Source organism: Streptomyces sp. NPDC050806 (assembly GCF_055586425.1).
In genome coordinates, this window is the sequence record NZ_JBVJIF010000016.1 from 92,737 (window position 1) to 111,391 (window position 18,655).

Consider the following 18,655-nt stretch of genomic DNA (forward strand, 5'->3'; position numbering starts at 1 on the left):
GGCGAAGGAGATGATTCACGTGTCCGCTGCGCCCGTGCTGGCGTTGCGCTCGGTCTCCAAGCGGTTCGGCGCCGTCCAGGCGCTCACGGACGTCACGCTGGAGATCGAACCCGGTGAGGTGGTCGCCCTGGTCGGCGACAACGGCGCCGGCAAGTCGACCCTCGTCAAGACCATCGCGGGGGTCCACCCCATCGACGAGGGCGTCATCGAGTGGGAGGGGCGTCCGGTCCGCATCAACCGGCCGCACGACGCCCAGGAGCTCGGCGTCGCCACCGTCTACCAGGACCTCGCGCTCTGCGACAACCTCGATGTGGTCGCCAACCTCTTCCTCGGCAGCGAGCTGCGCCGCGCCTCCGTCCTGGACGAGATCGCCATGGAGAAGCGCGCCAAGGAACTGCTGGACACCCTGTCCATCCGCATCCCCAGCGTCCGCATCCCCGTCGCGGCGCTCTCCGGCGGTCAGCGCCAGGTCGTCGCCATCGCCCGCGCGCTGATCGGCGACCCCAAGGTCGTCATCCTCGACGAACCCACCGCGGCGCTCGGCGTCGAGCAGACCGCGCAGGTCCTCGACCTCGTCGAGCGGCTCCGCGAGCGCGGCCACGGCGTGATCCTGATCAGCCACAACATGGCCGACGTGCAGGCCGTGGCGGACCGGGTCGCGGTGCTGCGGCTCGGCCGCAACAACGGAGTCTTCTCCGTGGCGGACACCTCCCACGAAGAGATCATCGCCGCGATCACCGGCGCCTCGGACAACGCCGTCACCCGCCGCAAGGCCCGTACGGACCAGGTCAAGAAGGAGCAGGGCGCGTCATGAGCAGCGACCTCACCAAGAGCGAGGCGGCCGCCCCGGCGGAGCAGGGCGCCGTCCCGGCCGCGGCCGTCGACCCCCGGCTGCTCGTCCGCGAGCAGGGCTTCAAGGGGTACTGGACCGACTTCACCCGGCGGATGCGCGGCGGCGAGCTGGGCTCGCTGCCGGTCGTCCTCGGTCTGATCGTCATCGCGGTCATCTTCCAGCTCCAGACCAGCAGCTTCCTGTCGGCCGGCAGCCTCGCCAACATCGGCGTCTACACCTCCGGCCTCGGCATCATGGCCGTCGGCATCGTCTTCGTCCTGCTGCTGGGCGAGATCGACCTCTCGGTCGGCTCGGTGGCCGGCGTGGGCGCCGCGGCCTGGGCCGTGCTCAGCGTCACCAACGGCCTGAACGACTGGCTGTCCGTACTGATCGCCATCGGCTGCGGTCTGCTCATCGGCGCGCTGCACGGCTTCTTCTTCGCCAAGATCGGCGTGCCCGCCTTCGTGGTCACCCTGGCCGGCTTCCTCGGCTGGAGCGGCCTGCAGATCTGGATGATGGGCAAGGAAGGCTCCATCAACACGCCGGACGACAGCGTGGTCGCCTACCTCACCGGCTACTACTTCGAGGACAAGGCCGCGGCGTACGGCCTGGCGCTGATCGCCGTCCTGGCGTACGCGGGCTCGCTGCTGCTGGACACCAAGCGGCGCAAGGCCGCCGGGCTGCCCGCGCGGCCGCTGAGCGAGGTGGGGCTGCGGACCGCCGTGGTCGCGGTCATCGCCTTCGTCGTCGCGTACGTGCTGAACGAGCCGGCGGGCGCACGCGGTCTGCCGCTGGCCCTCGTGCTCTTCCTGGCCGTCCTGGTGATCGCGGACTTCGTGGTCCGCCGGACGAGCTACGGCCGGCAGATCTTCGCGGTCGGCGGCAACGCGGAGGCGGCCCGCCGGGCCGGCATCAACGTCGACAAGGTCCGGATCACGGTCTTCGCGATCTCCGGGATGCTCGCCGCGTTCGGCGGTCTCTTCATCGCCAGCCTCTCCGGCGGCGCCACGAAGAACCTCGGCGCGGGCAACACGCTGATGAACGTGATCGCCGCGGCGGTCATCGGCGGCACCAGCCTCTTCGGCGGCCGCGGCAAGATCTGGTCGGCGCTGCTGGGCATGCTCGTCATCCAGTCCATCCAGCAGGGCCTGAACCTGCTGGGCATGGCCAGCGAGATCCAGTTCATGATCACCGGCGCGGTGCTGCTCGCCGCCGTCGTCATCGACTCGGTCTCCCGCCGGACCCAGAAGACGGCCGGCCGCACGTGACGGTTCTGCCACGGTTCTGCCGCCCGGCAGTTCCGCCGCGGAACTGACACGCGCGGCGCAGCACGGCGCCCTTCCTGGTCATTTCCGTCCGACCCGTACGGCCCTGCCTGGCATGACACCGCCGGCGGGGCCGTTCGGGTGACATAGATCGCACTGCCCGGGCACCGGTGCTCTGAGCGGAACATTAGACTCGACTGATCGGCAAGCTCGATCAAGCTCGAACCGGCGACCAGGTTCGAACAACGCTCGAACGCAAGGAGGCACGGGTGGCTCTGCTTACCCGTATCAGGGAACCGCGTGACCTGGACCGGCTCGGCCCGGAGCAGCTGGACCAGCTGGCGGCGGAGATCCGTACGTTCCTGGTCGACGCGGTCGCCAAGACCGGCGGACACCTCGGCCCGAACCTCGGCGTGGTCGAGCTGACCATCGCCCTGCACCGCGTCTTCGAGTCGCCCAAGGACAAGGTCCTCTTCGACACCGGCCACCAGTCGTACGTCCACAAGCTCCTCACGGGGCGCCAGGACTTCGCCAAGCTGCGGGCCAAGGGCGGCCTCTCCGGTTACCCCTCGCGCGCCGAGTCCGACCACGACGTCATCGAGAACAGCCACGCCTCGACGGTGCTGGGCTGGGCCGACGGGCTGGCCAAGGCGAGCCAGGTCCGCGGTACGGACGACCATGTCGTCGCGGTGATCGGCGACGGCGCGCTGACCGGCGGCATGGCCTGGGAGGCGCTGAACAACATCGCGGTCGCCAAGGACCGCCCGCTGGTCATCGTCGTCAACGACAACGAGCGTTCGTACGCGCCGACCATCGGCGGCCTCGCCAACCACCTCGCCACCCTGCGCACGACCGACGGCTACGAGCGGTTCCTCGCCCGCGGCAAGGACCTCCTGGAGCGCACGCCGGTCGTCGGCAAGCCGCTGTACGAGACGCTGCACGGCGCGAAGAAGGGCCTGAAGGACTTCATCGCCCCGCAGGGCATGTTCGAGGACCTGGGCCTGAAGTACGTCGGCCCGATCGACGGCCACGACATCGAGGCGCTGGAGTCCGCGCTGCAGCGCGCCAAGCGCTTCGGCGGCCCGGTCATCGTGCACTGCCTCACCGAGAAGGGCCGCGGTTACGAGCCCGCCGAGCAGGACGAGGCCGACCGCTTCCACGGCATCGGCGTGATCCACCCCGACACCGGCCTTCCGGTCTCCGCCTCCGGCGCCGACTGGACCTCCGTCTTCGGCGAGGAGATGGTCAAGCTCGGCAAGGAGCGCGAGGACATCGTCGCGATCACCGCCGCGATGCTCCAGCCGGTCGGCCTGAAGAAGTTCGCGCAGGCCTACCCCGACCGCATCTACGACGTGGGCATCGCCGAGCAGCACGGCGCGGTCTCCGCCGCCGGCCTGGCCACGGGCGGCCTGCACCCGGTCTTCGCGCTGTACGCGACCTTCCTGAACCGCGCCTTCGATCAGATCCTGATGGACGTGGCGCTGCACAAGTGCGGCGTCACCTTCGTCCTGGACCGCTCCGGCGTCACCGGCACCGACGGTGCCTCGCACAACGGCATGTGGGACATGTCCATCCTCCAGGTCGTCCCGGGCCTGCGGATCGCCGCGCCGCGCGACGCCGACCAGGTACGCGCCCAGCTGCGCGAGGCCGTCGACGTCGACGACGCGCCGACCGTGGTGCGCTACTCCAAGGGCGCGGTCGGCCCGGCCGTCGAGGCCGTGGAGCGGATCGGCGGCATGGACGTGCTGCGCAAGGCCCCCGAGGGCGTGGACCGGCCGGACGTGCTGCTGGTCTCCGTCGGCGCGCTCGCCCCGATGTGCCTGGAGATCGCCGATCTGCTCGACAAGCAGGGCATCTCCGCCACCGTCGTCGACCCGCGCTGGGTCAAGCCGGTCGACGCGGCCCTGCCGGGCCTGGCCGCCCGGCACCGCGTCGTGGTCACCGTCGAGGACAACATCCGCACCGGCGGCGTCGGCTCCGCGGTCGCGCAGGCGCTGCGGGACGCGAGCGTGGACGTGCCGCTGCGCGACTTCGGCATCCCCGAGCGCTTCCTCGACCACGCCTCCCGCAAGGAGATCATGGCCGAGATCGGACTCACGGCGCCGGACATCGCGCGCCAGGTCACCGGCCTGGTCGCGAAGATCGACGGGCGTTACGACGACGCCGCTGACACCGGGGACGGGCGGGCCGCCGAGCCGGCCCGGGCAGCCCGGGACTGACCCAGTACGCGGCCCAGGGGCCGGCGCTCACTCCACCGGGTGAGTGCCGGCCCCTCCGCATATCGAGTGATCTCGGGCCCGTCCGGGCAAGCCGTGAATGAGCCTTTTCCGCCAATTGATGAAACTCGGTCAGTTGGGGATTCATACACGGTCGCCCAGGCGGAGGTTCGCACATGAGCAGTTCGTTGCCCGAGCCGGAGGGCCGCCGGCGCGGCCTCTTCCGGACCAAGACGGTCGAGGAGTCGATCCGCGACACCGAGGAGCCCGAGCACGCGCTCAGGAAGTCGCTGTCCGCACTGGACCTCACGGTCTTCGGCGTCGGCGTGATCATCGGTACCGGCATCTTCGTCCTCACCGGCAAGATCGCCAAGGAGTCGGCGGGCCCGTCGGTCGCCCTCGCCTTCGTCGTCGCCGGTGCGGTCTGCGCGCTGGCCGCCCTCTGCTACGCCGAGTTCGCCTCCACCGTCCCGGTGGCCGGCTCCGCGTACACGTTCTCCTACGCCTCGCTGGGCGAGTTCCCCGCCTGGATCATCGGCTGGGACCTGGTGCTGGAGCTGGCGCTGGCCTGTGCCGTGGTGTCCGTCGGGTGGTCCGGCTACATCCGCTCGCTGCTGGACACCGCGGGGTTCCACCTGCCGCAGAGCCTCTCCGGAACGCATGAGGGACAGTTCGGGTTCGACCTGCTGGCCTGCCTCCTCGTCCTGGTCCTGACGGTCGTTCTCGTCGCGGGCATGAAGCTGTCCTCGCGGGTGACCGCGGTGGTCGTCGGCGTCAAGGTGACCGTCGTGCTGCTCGTCATCATCGTCGGCGCGTTCTTCATCAACGGCGCCAACTACGAGCCGTTCGTTCCGGAGTCGGTCCCCAGCGAGGGCGGCAGCGGCTGGCAGGCGCCGCTGGTCCAGCTGATGTTCGGCTTCACCCCGGCGAGCTTCGGCGTGATGGGCATCTTCGCGGCGGCCGCCGTGGTCTTCTTCGCCTTCATCGGCTTCGACATCGTCGCCACCGCGGCGGAGGAGGCCCGCAATCCGCAGCGCGACGTACCGCGCGGCATCCTCGGCTCGCTACTGATCTGCACGGTGCTCTACGTCGCGGTGTCCATCGTCGTCACCGGGATGCAGAAGTACAGCAAGCTCTCCACGGACGCGCCGCTCGCCGACGCTTTCAAGGACGTCGGGCATCCGTTCTGGGCGGGGCTGATCAGCTTCGGTGCGGCGGTCGGCCTCACCTCGGTCTGCATGATCCTGCTGCTCGGCCAGAGCCGGGTGTTCTTCGCAATGAGCCGTGACGGACTGCTGCCCCGGGTGTTCTCCACGGTCCACCCCCGCTTCGGCACGCCCTACCGGTCCACGATCGTGCTCGGCGTGGTGGTCGCGGTGGTGGCGGGGTTCACGTCCATCGACGTACTGGCGGAACTGGTCAACATCGGCACCCTGTTCGCGTTCGTCGTGGTCGCCATCGGCGTGATCATCCTGCGCCGCACCCGGCCCGACCTGCCGCGCTCCTTCCGTACCCCGCTGGTGCCGCTGGTGCCGGTCCTGTCGGTGCTGGCGTCCCTGTGGCTGATGATCAACCTGACCGCGGAGACCTGGCTGCGGTTCGCCGCCTGGATGGTCTTCGGCCTCGTCTTCTACTTCGTGTACGGGCGGTCGCACAGCCGGATGGGCCGTCGCGAGCGCTGACGCCCCCTCAGCGGCCGTGCGCCCGGCCGCCTCCGGTGCCGGCCGGGCGCACGGAACGCGGCCCCGCCACCCGGGCGCCCAGCGCCTCGACGCGGGCGCGCAGGCCCCGGTCGGCGGTCACGACCACGCAGGGCTGCCCGGCGGGCAGGGCGGCGACCAGCTCCACGATGCGGTCGTCGCCGCTGCCGTCGGCGGACTCCACCCGTACCCCGTCGACGCTCGCCACGCCGCGGGCCGCGCCCTCCACGACGAGCACCAGCTCCACGGGCGGGTCGGCGATCCCGGGCACGCCCGTCCCGCCGTACGCCACGAGTCCGTCGCGCAGCCGCTCGGCCGCGCCCCGCCGGTCGTGCCACCAGCCGTCGGGCACCGAGCCGACGACGTTGGCGCCGTCGACGATGAGGGTGGTTGTCGCTGTCATGGGTTCATCGTGGCACCGATGGGACGCCATGGGCTCACGGTGCCTCAGAATCGACAACCCGGGGTTGACGATGGCTTGCCCGTCAACCTATGGTTGACGCATGGCAGATTCCGTGGAACCCGTACGCAACACGCATCCGGTACGCCTCGACGACCTGATCGAGGCCATCAAGAAGGTCCACACCGACGCGCTGGACCAGCTGACCGACGCGGTCCTCGCCGCCGACCACCTCGGCGACGTGGCCGACCACCTGATCGGCCACTTCGTGGACCAGGCGCGCCGCTCGGGCGCCTCCTGGACGGACATCGGCAGGAGCATGGGCGTCACCAAGCAGGCCGCCCAGAAGCGCTTCGTCCCGAAGGGGCCAACGACCTCCGACCTCGACCCGAACGAGGGCTTCGGGCGCTACACACCGCGCGCCCGCAACGTCGTCGTCAGCGCCCAGAACGAGACCAGGGCGGGCGGCCACGCCGAGATCAGCGCCGAGCACCTGATCCTCGGCCTCCTCGCCGAGCCGGAAGGGCTCGCCGTGCGGGCGCTGGCCGCCCAGGGCGCGCCGGCCGAGGCCGTGCGCGAGGCGGTGGCCGCCGCGCTGCCGCCCGCCGCCGAGGGCGAGTTGCCCGCCCTCATCCCGTTCGACGCGGGCGCCAAGAAGGCGCTGGAGCTGACCTTCCGCGAGGCCCTGCGGCTGGGCCACAACTACATCGGCACCGAGCACGTGCTGCTCGCCCTGCTGGAACAGGAGGACGGGGACGGCGTCCTGACCGGTCTCGGGGTCACCAAGGAGGCCACCGAGGCATGGGTGACCGACACCCTGGACGCCATCGTGGCGGACCGCGCGACCGAGTGACGGAACGTCAGCGATGACGGCCGTGCCGGCGGGTCGCAGGCGGCGGTAGGCTGCGCGGATGCCACTGCTCGGACGGTCCGGGACCCGGCGCTCGGCCAGGGTCCTGCTCATCGACGGCGACGGCCGGACGCTCCTCTTCCGGTCCCAGCAGGTCCCGGGCAGGCCCGAGGAGGGGTACTGCTGGTTCACGCCCGGCGGGGGAGTGCGCCGCTGGGAGCGCACGGCGCGGGCCGCGGCACGCGAACTCGCCGAGGAGACCGGCCTGTCGGTGCCGCACACGGCGCTGACAGGGCCGGTGGCCCGCACCTCCGGCCATGCCGATCTGGGCTGGCACTCGGGGATGTTCGAGGACGTCTTCTACGTGTACCGGGTGGCCCGGCACGACGTGGACACCGGCGGCTTCGAGGCCCACGAGAGGGCGACGATCGTGGCCCACCGGTGGTGGACGGCGGAGGAGCTGGCGGCGGCGACGGAGGAGGTCCACCCGTACGGCCTCGCCGGCCTCCTCACGGACATCCTGGCGGACCGGCTGCCCGCCGGGCCGGTACGGCTGCCCTGGCACCACTGAAGGGCGCTCACGGCCGTCCCCGGGGCCCGGGAACGGCACAGCAAACCGTCGCTTCCGCACATACGGAACTGCCCCGGCACCACTGAGGGATGGTGCCGGGACAGTGACCCGTGGGGGCGGCAGGACCGCCCACTGGGGTGTTACGCGGGGACGCTCGCGACGCCCGGCGCGAGGAACTTCTTGCCGTTGACCCGCTCGGAGACGCCCTCACGGTCCAGGTACGGCGTGATGCCGCCCAGGTGGAAGGGCCAGCCGGCGCCGGTGATCAGGCACAGGTCGATGTCCTGCGCCTCGGCCACCACGCCCTCGTCCAGCATCAGGCCGATCTCCTGTGCGACGGCGTCCAGGACGCGGTCGCGGACCTGCTGCTCGGTGAGGACCGTGTCGCCCTGCTGGAGCAGCGCGGCGACCTCCGGGTCCAGCTCGGGCGCGCCCGAGTCGTACACGTAGAAGCCGCGCTTGCCGGCGTCCACGACGGCCTTCAGGTTCGGCGAGACCGTGAAGCGCTCCGGGAAGGCGCGGTTCAGGGTCTCCGAGACGTGCAGGCCGATGGCCGGGCCGACCAGCTCCAGCAGCACCAGCGGGGACATCGGCAGGCCCAGCGGCTCGACCGCCTTCTCCGCCACGGCCACCGGGGTGCCCTCGTCGATCACGTTCTGGATCTCGCCCATGAAGCGGGTCAGGATCCGGTTCACGACGAACGCCGGGGCGTCCTTGCACAGGACGGCCGTCTTCTTCAGCGACTTGGCGACCGAGAAGGCCGTGGCCAGCGATGCGTCGTCGGTCTGCTCGCCGCGCACGATCTCCAGCAGCGGCAGGATCGCGACCGGGTTGAAGAAGTGGAAGCCCACGACCCGCTCGGGGTGCTTCAGCTTCGACGCCATCTCCGAGACGGACAGCGAGGAGGTGTTGGTCGCCAGGATGGCGTGCGCCGGAGCGACCGCCTCGACCTCGGCGAACACCTGCTGCTTGACGCCGATCTCCTCGAACACGGCCTCGATGACGAAGTCCGCGTCCGCGAAGCCGTCCGCCTTGTCCAGGACGCCGGAGACCAGGCCCTTGAGGCGGTTGGCCTTGTCCTGGTTGACGCGGCCCTTCAGCAGCAGCTTGTCGATCTCGTCGTGGACGTACTTCACGCCCTTGTCGATGCGCGCCTGGTCGATGTCGGTCAGCACGACCGGCACCTCCAGACGGCGGGCGAAGAGCAGCGCCAGCTGGGAGGCCATCAGACCGGCGCCGACCACGCCGACCTTGGTGACCGGGCGGGCCAGGCTCTTGTCCGGGGCACCGGCCGGGCGCTTGGCGCGCTTCTGCACCAGGTTGAACGAGTAGATGCCGCTGCGCAGCTCGCCGCCCATGATCAGGTCCGCGAGGGCCTGGTCCTCCGCGTCGAAGCCCCGGCTCAGGTCGCCGCTCTTGGCGTTGGCGATGATGTCCAGCGCGCGGTAGGCGGCCGGGGCCGCGCCGTGCACCTTACTGTCGGCGATGGCCTTGCCGCGCGCCACGGCCTGGTCCCAGGCGTCGCCGCGGTCCAGCTCCGGGCGGACGACCTCGACGTCGCCCTTGAGGACGGAGGCGGTCCACAGCAGCGACTGCTCCAGGAAGTCCGCGCCCTCGAAGATCGCGTCGGCGATCCCCAGGTCGTAGACCTGCTGGCCCTTGAGCTGCTTGTTCTGGTTGAGCGAGTTCTCGATGATCACCGAGACCGCGCGCTCGGGGCCGATGAGGTTCGGCAGCAGCACGCAGCCGCCCCAGCCGGGCACCAGGCCGAGGAAGACCTCGGGCAGCGAGAAGGCGGGGAGCGCCTTGGAGACGGTGCGGTACGAGCAGTGCAGGCCGACCTCGACGCCGCCGCCCATCGCCGCGCCGTTGTAGTACGCGAAGGTGGGCACGGCGAGCTTCGCCAGCCGCTTGAAGACGTCGTGGCCGCCCTTGCCGATGGCGAGCGCGTCCTCGTGCTTCTTCAGCAGCTCGACGCCCTTGAGGTCGGCGCCGACCGCGAAGATGAACGGCTTGCCGGTGATGCCCACACCGACGACCGAGCCGTCGGCCGCCTCCTTCTCGACCTGGTCGATCGCCACGTTCAGGTTGGCGAGCGACTGCGGCCCGAAGGTGGTCGGCTTGGTGTGGTCCAGGCCGTTGTCCAGCGTGATGAGCGCGAAGCGCCCGGCGCCGTACGGGAGGTCGAGGTGGCGTACGTGCGCCTGGGTCACGACCTCGTCGGGGAAGAGCTCGGCCGCCCCCTTGAGAAGTTCTGCGGTGCTCACTTGCCTGCCCCCTCGAAGTGCGGGTTCTCCCAGATCACGGTGCCGCCCATGCCGAAGCCGACGCACATGGTGGTGATGCCGTAGCGGACGTGCGGCTGCTCCTCGAACTGCCGCGCCAGCTGCGTCATCAGACGCACGCCGGAGGAGGCGAGGGGGTGGCCGAACGCGATCGCGCCGCCGTACTGGTTGACGCGCGGGTCGTCGTCGGCGATGCCGTAGTGGTCCAGCAGCGACAGCACCTGGACGGCGAACGCCTCGTTGATCTCGAACAGGCCGATGTCGTCGATCGACAGACCGGCCTTGGCCAGCGCCTTCTCGGTCGCCGGGACCGGGCCGATGCCCATGACCTCCGGCTCCACACCGGCGAACGCGTAGTCCACCAGGCGCATCTTGACCGGCAGGTCCAGCTCGCGCGCCACGTCCTCGGCGGCGATCAGCGAGGCGGTGGCGCCGTCGTTCAGACCCGCCGCGTTACCGGCCGTCACCCGGCCGTGCGCGCGGAACGGGGTCTTGAGGCCGGCCAGGTTCTCCAGCGTGGTGCCCGGGCGCATCGGCTCGTCGGCGGTGGCCAGACCCCAACCGGTCTCGCCCGCCTCCTCGTTCGTCCGGCGGACGGAGATCGGCACCAGGTCGGCCTGGATCCTGCCGTCCGCGTACGCCTTGGCCGCCTTCTCCTGGCTGCGCACGGCGTACTCGTCGGCGCGCTGCTTGGTGATGTGCGGCAGGCGGTCGTGCAGGTTCTCCGCGGTCATGCCCATGAAGAGCGCGGACTGGTCGACCAGCTTCTCGCTGACGAACCGCGGGTTCGGGTCGACGCCCTCACCCATGGGGTGGCGGCCCATGTGCTCGACGCCGCCGGCCACGGCGATGTCGTACGCGCCGAAGGACACGCCGCCCGCGATGGACGTCACGGCGGTCATCGCACCGGCACACATCCGGTCGATCGAGAAGCCGGGCACGGACTGCGGCAGACCGGCCAGAATTCCGGCGGTCCGGCCCAGGGTCAGGCCCTGGTCACCGATCTGCGTCGTCGCGGCGAGCGCGACCTCGTCGATACGGGCCGGGTCCAGGTCCGGGTTGCGGCGCAGCAGCTCCCGGATGCACTTGACGACCAGGTCGTCGGCGCGGGTCTCGTGGTAGATGCCCTTCGGGCCCGCCTTGCCGAACGGGGTGCGGACGCCGTCGACGAAGACGACGTCCCTAGCGGTACGAGGCACGTTGGCTCTCCTCCAGGTGCGGGGTGGCACTGCTGCGGGGCGCGCTCATGGCGCGCTGCCCACCGTCATGCTACTTGCGGGTAACCAGCCTGCCCACCCCCCTCGGCCGGAGCGGCGAACATCACATTCGCCGGCTGTGGTCAAGGGTGACTTCCGGGGCTTCCCGCGATCCGGGTGGCTTCGGCCGGTCTTCGCTGCGTCGCGGACGTACAGGGACGTACCGGGCCTACTCTGCCCCCATGGATACGAAGCGAAGCGGAATGCTCGCGCAGCGGAACCGTACGGCGGGGCTCCGCGCGGCCGGCCTGGTGTGCGCCGTCGCCATGGCGGGCGCGCTGATCACCGGCTGCGGCGACGACAAGAGCAGTGGTGGGGACGGCTCCTCGTCCCCGTCGGCCTCCGGCGGCGGAAAGTCCGCGGCCGCCACCGCGTCCCCCGGCGGCAAGCTCACCGAGGACCAGGCCGAGCGCAAGGCGCTGATCCCCAAGGCCAAGATCACGTATGACAAGGCGCTGTCGGCCGCCACCGGCGCGGTCTCCGGCGCGAAGCCGGTCTCGGCCGAGCTGAAGAACGGCTCCGGCAACAAGCCGGTCTGGGAGACCACGGTCGCCAAGACCGACGGCACCAAGAGCATGGTCACGGTCGACGCGGTCTCCGGGAAGGCGGCCAAGCCCCGTACCGACAGCGACGAGGACGCCGACGACAAGAAGAAGCTCGCCGACTGGCTGAAGAAGGCCACGGTCACGCCCCAGCAGGCGGCCGAGGTGGCCACCGGCAAGAAGAAGGGCACGGTCAGCTCGATCGAGCTCGACGACAACGACCAGGGCAAGGCGATCTGGTCCGTCGACGTCGTCACCGAGAACGACTGGAACAAGACGACGTACGACATCGACGCGACCAACAAGAAGGTGCTCCGCACCCACGTCGACAAGGACTGAGTACGGCCCGCCGGGGCGGGAACGCCGGACGGGCCGGCAGAACCGGCCCGTCCGGCGATGGAGGACAAGACGTCCGGCAGGCGTCAGCCCGCAGACGTACTGGTACCGAGCGCCTTCACCAGCAACGGCGTCACCAGCTCGACCTGCCAAGGCCGGGCACCGTACCCGGCCAGCGCCTCGGAGACCGCCGACGAAGTCGACTCCGGCGGCTCCCAGCACACCCGCCGCACCGTGTCCGGCGTGATCAGGTTCTCCTGCGGCAGGTGCAGCTCCTCGGCGAGCGCGGTCACCGCCGTACGGGCCGCGGAGAGCCGGGCGGCGGCCGCCGGGTCCTTGTCCGCCCAGGCGCGCGGCGGCGGGGGACCGTTCAGCGCCTGGCCCGGCTGCGGCAGCTCGGACTCGGGCAGCGCCCGCGCCCGGTCGACCGCCGCCTGCCACTGCTCCAGCTGCCGGCGGCCCATGCGGTGCCCGAAGCCGGGCAGCGCGGCGAGCGCGTGTGCGTTCGGCGGGACGTTCAGCGCGGCCTCCACGATCGCCGCGTCGCCCAGCACCTTGCCCGGCGAGACGTCCCGCTTCTGCGCGACCCGGTCGCGGGCCGTCCAGAGCTCCCGTACCACTGCCATCTGCCGCCGTCGCCGCACCTTGTGCATCCCGGACGTACGGCGCCAGGGGTCCTTTCGGGGCGGCGCCGGCGGAGCGGCGGCGATGGCCGCGAACTCCTGCCGGGCCCAGTCCAGCTTCCCCTGCCGGTCCAGCTCCTCCTCCAGCGCGTCCCGCAGGTCGACCAGCAGCTCCACGTCCAGCGCGGCGTACCGCAGCCAGGGCTCGGGCAGCGGGCGGGTGGACCAGTCCACCGCCGAGTGGCCCTTCTCCAGCGCGTAGCCGAGGACGTTCTCGACCATCGCGCCGAGGCCGACCCGCGCGAAGCCGGCCAGCCGGCCGGCCAGCTCGGTGTCGAAGAGCGAGGCGGGGAGCATCCCTATGTCACGGAGGCAGGGCAGATCCTGGGTCGCCGCGTGCAGGACCCACTCGGCGCCGGCGATGGCCTCGCCGAGCGCGCTCAGGTCGGGACACGCGACCGGGTCGATCAGGACGCTGCCGGCGCCCTCGCGGCGCAGCTGGACCAGGTAGGCGCGCTGGCCGTAGCGGTACCCGGAGGCCCGCTCGGCGTCCACGGCGACCGGGCCACTGCCGGCCGCGAAAGCCGCGACGACCTGCGCGAGGTCCTCGTCGGTCGCGGTCACGGGCGGGATGCCCTCGCGGGGTTCGAGAAGCGGGACCGGTGCCGGCCGGGGGTCTTCCGTTGCGTCCCCGGGGGTTCGCAGTGTCGAGTCTTCTGCGGTCTTTTGGGCGTCGGTCACCAGTCAAGGGTATCGGTGTATGCACCACGTCCGCCGAGGGAACGTTCCCTCGACGGACGCTGCGCCTGTGTAAAGGCGCGGTAAGGGGGACGGGTGGGCGGCAGGGCGGCCTCAGTGGCCGGTCCCGGTGCTCAGTGGATGATCCCGGTACGCAGTGCGACCGCGACCATGCCGGCCCGGTCGCCCGTGCCGAGCTTGCGGGCGATGCGGGCGAGGTGGCTCTTGACCGTCAGGGCCGACAGGCCCATCGAGACGCCGATGGCCTTGTTGGACTGGCCCTCGGCGACGAGTCTCAGCACCTCGACCTCGCGCCCCGAGAGCTCGCGGTAGCCGCCGGGGTGGCCGGGGGCGCCGGGCGGGCGGCGGTGCATGCGGGCCGCGCCCGCGCCGATGGGCGCGGCGCCGGGCCGGCCCGGGATGCCGAGGTTGGTACGGGTGCCGGTGACGACGTAGCCCTTGACGCCGCCGGCGAGGGCGTTGCGTACCGCGCCGATGTCGTCGGCGGCGGACAGTGCCAGGCCGTTCGGCCAGCCCGCCGCCCGGGTCTCGGACAGCAGGGTGAGGCCGGAGCCGTCGGGAAGATGTACGTCGGCCACGCAGATGTCGCGCGGGTTGCCGACGCGGGGGCGGGCCTCCGCGATGGACGATGCCTCGATCACGTCGCGTACTCCGAGGGCCCACAGGTGGCGGGTCACGGTGGAGCGGACGCGCGGGTCGGCCACGACGACCATGGCCGTCGGCTTGTTCGGGCGGTAGGCGACCAGGCTGGAAGGTTGCTCGAGGAGAACAGACACCGGGCCTCCTGGGGAGTGGCGGGGGACGGAAGCCGGCTTCAGGGGAGAGTGAGCCGGGGTGCTTCCGTGTTTGAAGGGTCACCCACCTCTTCGGCAGTAATCCGGCCGGACTTTAGAGTTTGATCACGATTTAATTGGGACCAATTCGGGCAAATCGGATGAGTGATCGAGGGTCCGGGCAGCACGCGTACAGCCCGGAACCGACCCGCGGCGGTCCGGGCTGTGACGTGAACGGAAAGCTCAGCGGGGCTGCGGCCCCCGTCGCTGGGGGAGCGGTACCACGCCGCCCCGTCCCGCCGGTTCGACCGGCGCCGGCGGCAGCCCGGCCACCTGGCACAGCAGGTCGCACCAGGCCGTCAGATGCACCGCCGCGTCCCGCACCCCGTGCGGCCCCTCGGCCGGTGTCCACGAGGCACGCAGCTCGATCTGGCTGTCCGGCGCCCGGTCCCCGAGCCCGCCGAAGTAGTACGAGCCCGCGCGCGTGACCGTGCCGCTCGGCGCCCCGTACGGCACGCCGCGCGCCTCCAGCGCCCCCGTCAGCCAGGACCAGCACACCTCCGGCAGCAGCGGATCGGTGGCCATCTCCGGCTCCAGCTCGGCGCGGGCCAGCGTCACCACCCGGAAGGTGCCCTGCCAGGCGTCGTGTCCGTCGGGGTCGTGGAGCAGGACGAGCCGCCCGTCGGCCAGGTCCGTTTCGCCGTCCGCCTCCCGGTCGAGGACCGTCGCCTCCAGCGCGTGCGCGAACGGCGCGAGCCGTTTCGGCGCGGGCATCGGCGCGATGTCGATCTCGGGTCGCAGCCGGGCGGCATGGAGTGCCTCGACCGCCTGACGGAAGGCGATCGGGGTCTCGTCCGCGCTGTCCGCGAGGTGTTCGTGAGCCGCTGCCATGCTGGGAAGGTTAGGCGCAATGCGGCGTTCATATGCGGAGGACACCCGGTGGGCGGGTCGCCCGTTCGGAGGTGTCTCCCCGCGCGTGCGAAGATTTGGGGCGTGAGTGCCAACGACTTCCCCCGAGCTCTCCACTCCGTACGAGCCGGGGAGACCCCGATGACGGGCCAGCAGACCGCGTCCTTCGCCCCGGAGAGCACGCGGGAGTCCGCGTTCCTCAAGGCCTGCCGGCGCGAACCGGTCCCGCACACGCCGGTGTGGTTCATGCGGCAGGCCGGGCGCTCACTGCCCGAGTACCGCAAGCTGCGCGAGGGCATCGCGATGCTCGACTCCTGCATGCGGCCGGACCTGGTCACCGAGATCACGCTGCAGCCGGTCCGCCGCCACAACGTGGACGCCGCGATCTACTTCAGCGACATCGTCGTCCCGCTCAAGGCCATCGGCATCGACCTGGACATCAAGCCCGGCGTCGGCCCGGTCGTCGAGCAGCCGATCCGCAGCCGCGCCGACCTGGAGCGGCTGCGCGACCTCACGCCCGAGGACGTCTCGTACGTCACCGAGGCGGTCCGCATGCTCGTCGGCGAGCTGGGCACCACCCCGCTCATCGGCTTCGCCGGCGCGCCCTTCACGCTCGCCAGCTACCTCGTCGAAGGCGGCCCGTCCCGCAACCACGAGCACACCAAGGCGCTGATGTACGGCGACCCGCAGCTCTGGGCCGACCTGCTGGACCGCCTCGCCGACATCACCGCCGCCTTCCTGAAGGTGCAGATCGAGGCCGGTGCCAGCGCCGTGCAGCTCTTCGACTCCTGGGTCGGCGCGCTCGCCCCGGCCGACTACCGCCGCTCGGTCATGCCGGCCTCCGCGAAGGTCTTCGAGGCCGTCTCCGGGTACGGCGTACCGCGCATCCACTTCGGCGTCGGCACGGGCGAGCTGCTCGGCCTCATGGGCGAGGCCGGCGCCGACGTCGTGGGCGCCGACTGGCGGGTGCCGATGGACGAGGCCGCGCGCCGGGTCGGCCCCGGCAAGGCCCTGCAGGGCAACATCGACCCGGCCGTCCTCTTCGCCCCGCGCGAGGCGGTGGAGACCAAGGCCCGCGAGGTGCTGGACGCCGCCGCCGGCCTGGAGGGCCACGTCTTCAACCTCGGCCACGGCGTCCTCCCGAACACCGACCCGGAGGCGCTGACCCGCCTGGTCGAGTACGTCCACGAGCAGACGGCACGCTGAGCCGGCCCGGGGCGCCCGCACACGGCGGGCGCCCCGCGCGGCATCGCTCACCGCGACGCGATCCCGTTCACCGCGGTGCCGCGTCCGCCCGTACCGCCTGTACGGCCTTCCGCGCGGCCACCAGCACCGGGTCCCACACTGGTGAGAACGGCGGCGCGTACCCCAGGTCCAGCGCCGTCATCTGCTCGACGGTCATCTTCGCCGTCAGCGCCACCGCCGCGATGTCCACCCGCTTCGCCGCGCCCTCCCGGCCGACGATCTGCACGCCCAGCAGCCGTCCGGTCAGCCGCTCGGCGAGCATCTTCACGGTCATCGGCGCGGAGTTGGGGAAGTACCCCACCCGGTTCGTCGACTCGATCGTGACGGCCACGTACTGGAGCCCGACCGCCCGCGCGTCCCTCTCGCGCAGCCCCGTCCGCGCGATCTCCAGGTCGCAGACCTTGCTGACGGCCGTGCCGACCACGCCGGGGAAGGTGGCGTAGCCGCCGCCCACGCCCGAGCCGATGACCTGCCCGTGCTTGTTCGCGTGGGTGCCGAGCGCGATGTGCCGGGTGCGCCCGGAGACCAGGTCCAGCACCTCCACGCAGTCGCCGCCCGCCCAGATGTCCTCGTACCCGCGGACCCGCATCGCGAGGTCGGTGAGGATGCCGCCGGAGGGGCCCAGCGGCAGCCCGGCCGCCTCGGCGAGCCCGGTCGCCGGCCGTACGCCGAGCCCCAGCACCACCACATCGGCCGGGAACTCCTGCTCCGGCGTCACCACCGCGCAGGCCCGGCCGTCGTCACCGGTACGGATCTCCGTCACCTCGGCGCCGTTGACCATCTCGATGCCGAGCCCCTTCATGGCGTCGTGCACCAGGCAGCCCATGTCCGGGTCGAGCGTGGACATCGGCTCCGCGCCGCGGTTGACGACGGTCACCTCGTACCCGCGCTGGATCAGCGCCTCGGCCATCTCCACGCCGATGTACCCGGCGCCCACCACGACCGCGCGCCGCCCCTCGGTACGGGAGAGCGTCTCCAGCAGCGCCTGGCCGTCGTCGAGCGTCTGCACGCCGTGCACGCCCGGCGCGTCGATGCCCGGCAGCGGCGGCCGCAGCGGAGTCGCGCCGGTCGCGATCACCAGCTTGTCGTACCCGGTCCACTCCTCCGCGCCGCTTTCGAGGTCGCGCGACCGCACCCGCCGCTTGTCGACGTCGAGCTCGGTGACCTCCGTCCGCATCCGCAGATCGATGTCGCGGGCCCGGTGCTGCTCCGCCGTCCGCGCGACGAGCGCGTCCCGGTCGTCCACGACCCCGCCGACCCAGTACGGGATTCCGCAGGCGGAGTACGACGTGAAGTTCCCGCGCTCGAACGCGACGATCTCCAACTCGTCGGGCTTGCGCAGCCTGCGGGCCTGCGACGCGGCGGACATCCCGGTCGCGTCCCCGCCGATGACCACCAGCCGTTCCGCCATGACCGGCCCCTTTCCCGTTCCACGGACTGTTCGGGCGGACCCGCCCGGTACCGCAAAGGCTACGACCTGCCGCTTCTGTCGCCCGGCGCCCGCGCCGCGTCACGCGTGTGTCACAGCGGTGTGCCCACTGTTGGCACCGATGCCCCTGAGTTGCCACGATGTATCCGCAAACAACCGTTCAGTTCGTGGCAGGGGGAACCTGATGAAGTTCGACATGGGTTCGCAGGTGCTGTCGAATCTCCAGTCGAAGTCGCGGGGGTCGAGCGAGGACCTCGGAGGGCTGATCCGCCAGCTGGTGGACGCCGCGGCGCCGTTGGAGGGCAAGTTCAACGGCTCGGGCAAGGCGGCCTTCGACCAGTTCAAGGCCCGTTCCGACGAGATCGCGTCCTCGCTGCAGAGCTCGCTGTCGGGCATTCTCGGCGGTCAGGCCGGCATGGATTCGGCGTTCAGCTCGGGTGACCAGGAGCACGGCGACAACGCCCGCCAGCAGATGTCGTCGGCCAATTTCGACGCGGCCCGGTTCGGCGGCCGCTGAATCAATTCATCCAGCGGCCCGTTCGGTGCGGGCCGGTGCCTGACGGTGTGACGGGAGTGAGTGTTGATGGGTGCTGCGGGTCAGGATCGTCGTTCGTACGACACGGGTGCGTCGGCGGATGCGCAGGGCAATATCCAGACGGTGATT

16 protein-coding genes are annotated in these 18,655 nt (G+C 71.4%); 9 read left to right on the forward strand and 7 right to left on the reverse strand.

Going from position 1 to position 18,655, the window contains the following annotated elements:
- The first annotated feature begins 10 nt into the window (after positions 1-10).
- The 4 genes from ACZ6WH_RS37220 to ACZ6WH_RS37235 all read left to right on the forward strand — a co-directional run bounded on the left by ACZ6WH_RS37220 (position 11) and on the right by ACZ6WH_RS37235 (position 5,995).
- Positions 11-814 carry an ATP-binding cassette domain-containing protein gene (locus tag ACZ6WH_RS37220; RefSeq protein ID WP_399715176.1) on the forward strand — a complete coding sequence of 268 codons (804 nt, stop codon included), beginning with the start codon at positions 11-13 and terminating at the stop codon, positions 812-814.
- Complete coding sequence (locus ACZ6WH_RS37225; RefSeq protein ID WP_469734368.1) at positions 811-2,100, forward strand: sugar ABC transporter permease; 1,290 nt, start codon at positions 811-813, stop codon at positions 2,098-2,100. The genes ACZ6WH_RS37220 and ACZ6WH_RS37225 overlap by 4 nt, the downstream gene beginning before the upstream one ends.
- Before the next feature lie 266 nt (positions 2,101-2,366).
- Positions 2,367-4,316, forward strand: coding sequence for a 1-deoxy-D-xylulose-5-phosphate synthase (gene dxs, locus ACZ6WH_RS37230; RefSeq protein WP_469734370.1), 1,950 nt, complete (start codon positions 2,367-2,369; stop codon positions 4,314-4,316).
- Positions 4,317-4,489: 173 nt separating this feature from the next.
- Positions 4,490-5,995: an amino acid permease gene (locus ACZ6WH_RS37235; RefSeq protein WP_469734372.1), complete on the forward strand. Its 1,506-nt coding sequence runs from the start codon at positions 4,490-4,492 to the stop codon at positions 5,993-5,995.
- 7 nt (positions 5,996-6,002) lie between these two features.
- On the opposite strand, the gene ACZ6WH_RS37240 is transcribed toward ACZ6WH_RS37235, so the two are convergent.
- Complete coding sequence (locus ACZ6WH_RS37240; RefSeq protein WP_432859663.1) at positions 6,003-6,416, reverse strand: NTP pyrophosphohydrolase; 414 nt, start codon at positions 6,414-6,416, stop codon at positions 6,003-6,005.
- Positions 6,417-6,516: 100 nt separating this feature from the next.
- On the opposite strand from ACZ6WH_RS37240, the gene ACZ6WH_RS37245 reads away from it, so the two are divergent.
- Positions 6,517-7,266: a Clp protease N-terminal domain-containing protein gene (locus ACZ6WH_RS37245; RefSeq protein ID WP_469734375.1), complete on the forward strand. Its 750-nt coding sequence runs from the start codon at positions 6,517-6,519 to the stop codon at positions 7,264-7,266.
- Between the two features lie 58 nt (positions 7,267-7,324).
- Complete coding sequence (locus tag ACZ6WH_RS37250; RefSeq protein ID WP_469734377.1) at positions 7,325-7,834, forward strand: NUDIX domain-containing protein; 510 nt, start codon at positions 7,325-7,327, stop codon at positions 7,832-7,834.
- A gap of 140 nt (positions 7,835-7,974) precedes the next feature.
- Here ACZ6WH_RS37250 and ACZ6WH_RS37255 read toward each other — a convergent pair whose 3' ends face one another.
- Together ACZ6WH_RS37255 and ACZ6WH_RS37260 are read right to left on the reverse strand one after the other, a co-directional pair.
- On the reverse strand, positions 7,975-10,101 hold the full coding sequence (locus ACZ6WH_RS37255) for a 3-hydroxyacyl-CoA dehydrogenase NAD-binding domain-containing protein (protein ID WP_469734379.1): 2,127 nt from the start codon (positions 10,099-10,101) through the stop codon (positions 7,975-7,977).
- Positions 10,098-11,318 (reverse strand): thiolase family protein, encoded by a 1,221-nt coding sequence (locus tag ACZ6WH_RS37260; protein WP_469734381.1) that lies wholly within the window; start codon positions 11,316-11,318, stop codon positions 10,098-10,100. Before ACZ6WH_RS37260 ends, ACZ6WH_RS37255 begins: the two co-directional genes overlap by 4 nt.
- 239 nt (positions 11,319-11,557) lie before the next feature.
- Here ACZ6WH_RS37260 and ACZ6WH_RS37265 point away from each other — a divergent pair, with 239 nt between their 5' ends.
- Complete coding sequence (locus ACZ6WH_RS37265; RefSeq protein ID WP_469734383.1) at positions 11,558-12,256, forward strand: PepSY domain-containing protein; 699 nt, start codon at positions 11,558-11,560, stop codon at positions 12,254-12,256.
- A gap of 83 nt (positions 12,257-12,339) precedes the next feature.
- Here the strand turns inward: ACZ6WH_RS37265 and ACZ6WH_RS37270 are convergent, their stop codons facing one another.
- The 3 genes from ACZ6WH_RS37270 to ACZ6WH_RS37280 form a co-directional block, all read right to left on the reverse strand.
- The gene (locus tag ACZ6WH_RS37270; RefSeq protein ID WP_432859673.1) at positions 12,340-13,617 is read right to left on the reverse strand and encodes a ribonuclease D; all 1,278 of its coding nucleotides are present in this window, start codon (positions 13,615-13,617) and stop codon (positions 12,340-12,342) included.
- Between the two features lie 131 nt (positions 13,618-13,748).
- Positions 13,749-14,411, reverse strand: a complete 663-nt coding sequence (locus tag ACZ6WH_RS37275) for a response regulator transcription factor (protein ID WP_030261220.1) — start codon at positions 14,409-14,411, stop codon at positions 13,749-13,751.
- Between the two features lie 240 nt (positions 14,412-14,651).
- Complete coding sequence (locus ACZ6WH_RS37280; RefSeq protein ID WP_469734385.1) at positions 14,652-15,299, reverse strand: DUF3000 domain-containing protein; 648 nt, start codon at positions 15,297-15,299, stop codon at positions 14,652-14,654.
- A 159-nt stretch (positions 15,300-15,458) separates the two neighbouring features.
- On the opposite strand from ACZ6WH_RS37280, the gene hemE reads away from it, so the two are divergent.
- The gene (hemE, locus tag ACZ6WH_RS37285; protein WP_469734393.1) at positions 15,459-16,523 is read left to right on the forward strand and encodes a uroporphyrinogen decarboxylase; all 1,065 of its coding nucleotides are present in this window, start codon (positions 15,459-15,461) and stop codon (positions 16,521-16,523) included.
- Positions 16,524-16,590: 67 nt separating this feature from the next.
- Here the strand turns inward: hemE and ACZ6WH_RS37290 are convergent, their stop codons facing one another.
- Complete coding sequence (locus ACZ6WH_RS37290; RefSeq protein WP_469734387.1) at positions 16,591-17,973, reverse strand: FAD-dependent oxidoreductase; 1,383 nt, start codon at positions 17,971-17,973, stop codon at positions 16,591-16,593.
- Between the two features lie 202 nt (positions 17,974-18,175).
- On the opposite strand from ACZ6WH_RS37290, the gene ACZ6WH_RS37295 reads away from it, so the two are divergent.
- Complete coding sequence (locus ACZ6WH_RS37295) at positions 18,176-18,508, forward strand: hypothetical protein (RefSeq protein WP_432859680.1); 333 nt, start codon at positions 18,176-18,178, stop codon at positions 18,506-18,508.
- The last annotated feature ends 147 nt before the right edge of the window (positions 18,509-18,655 follow it).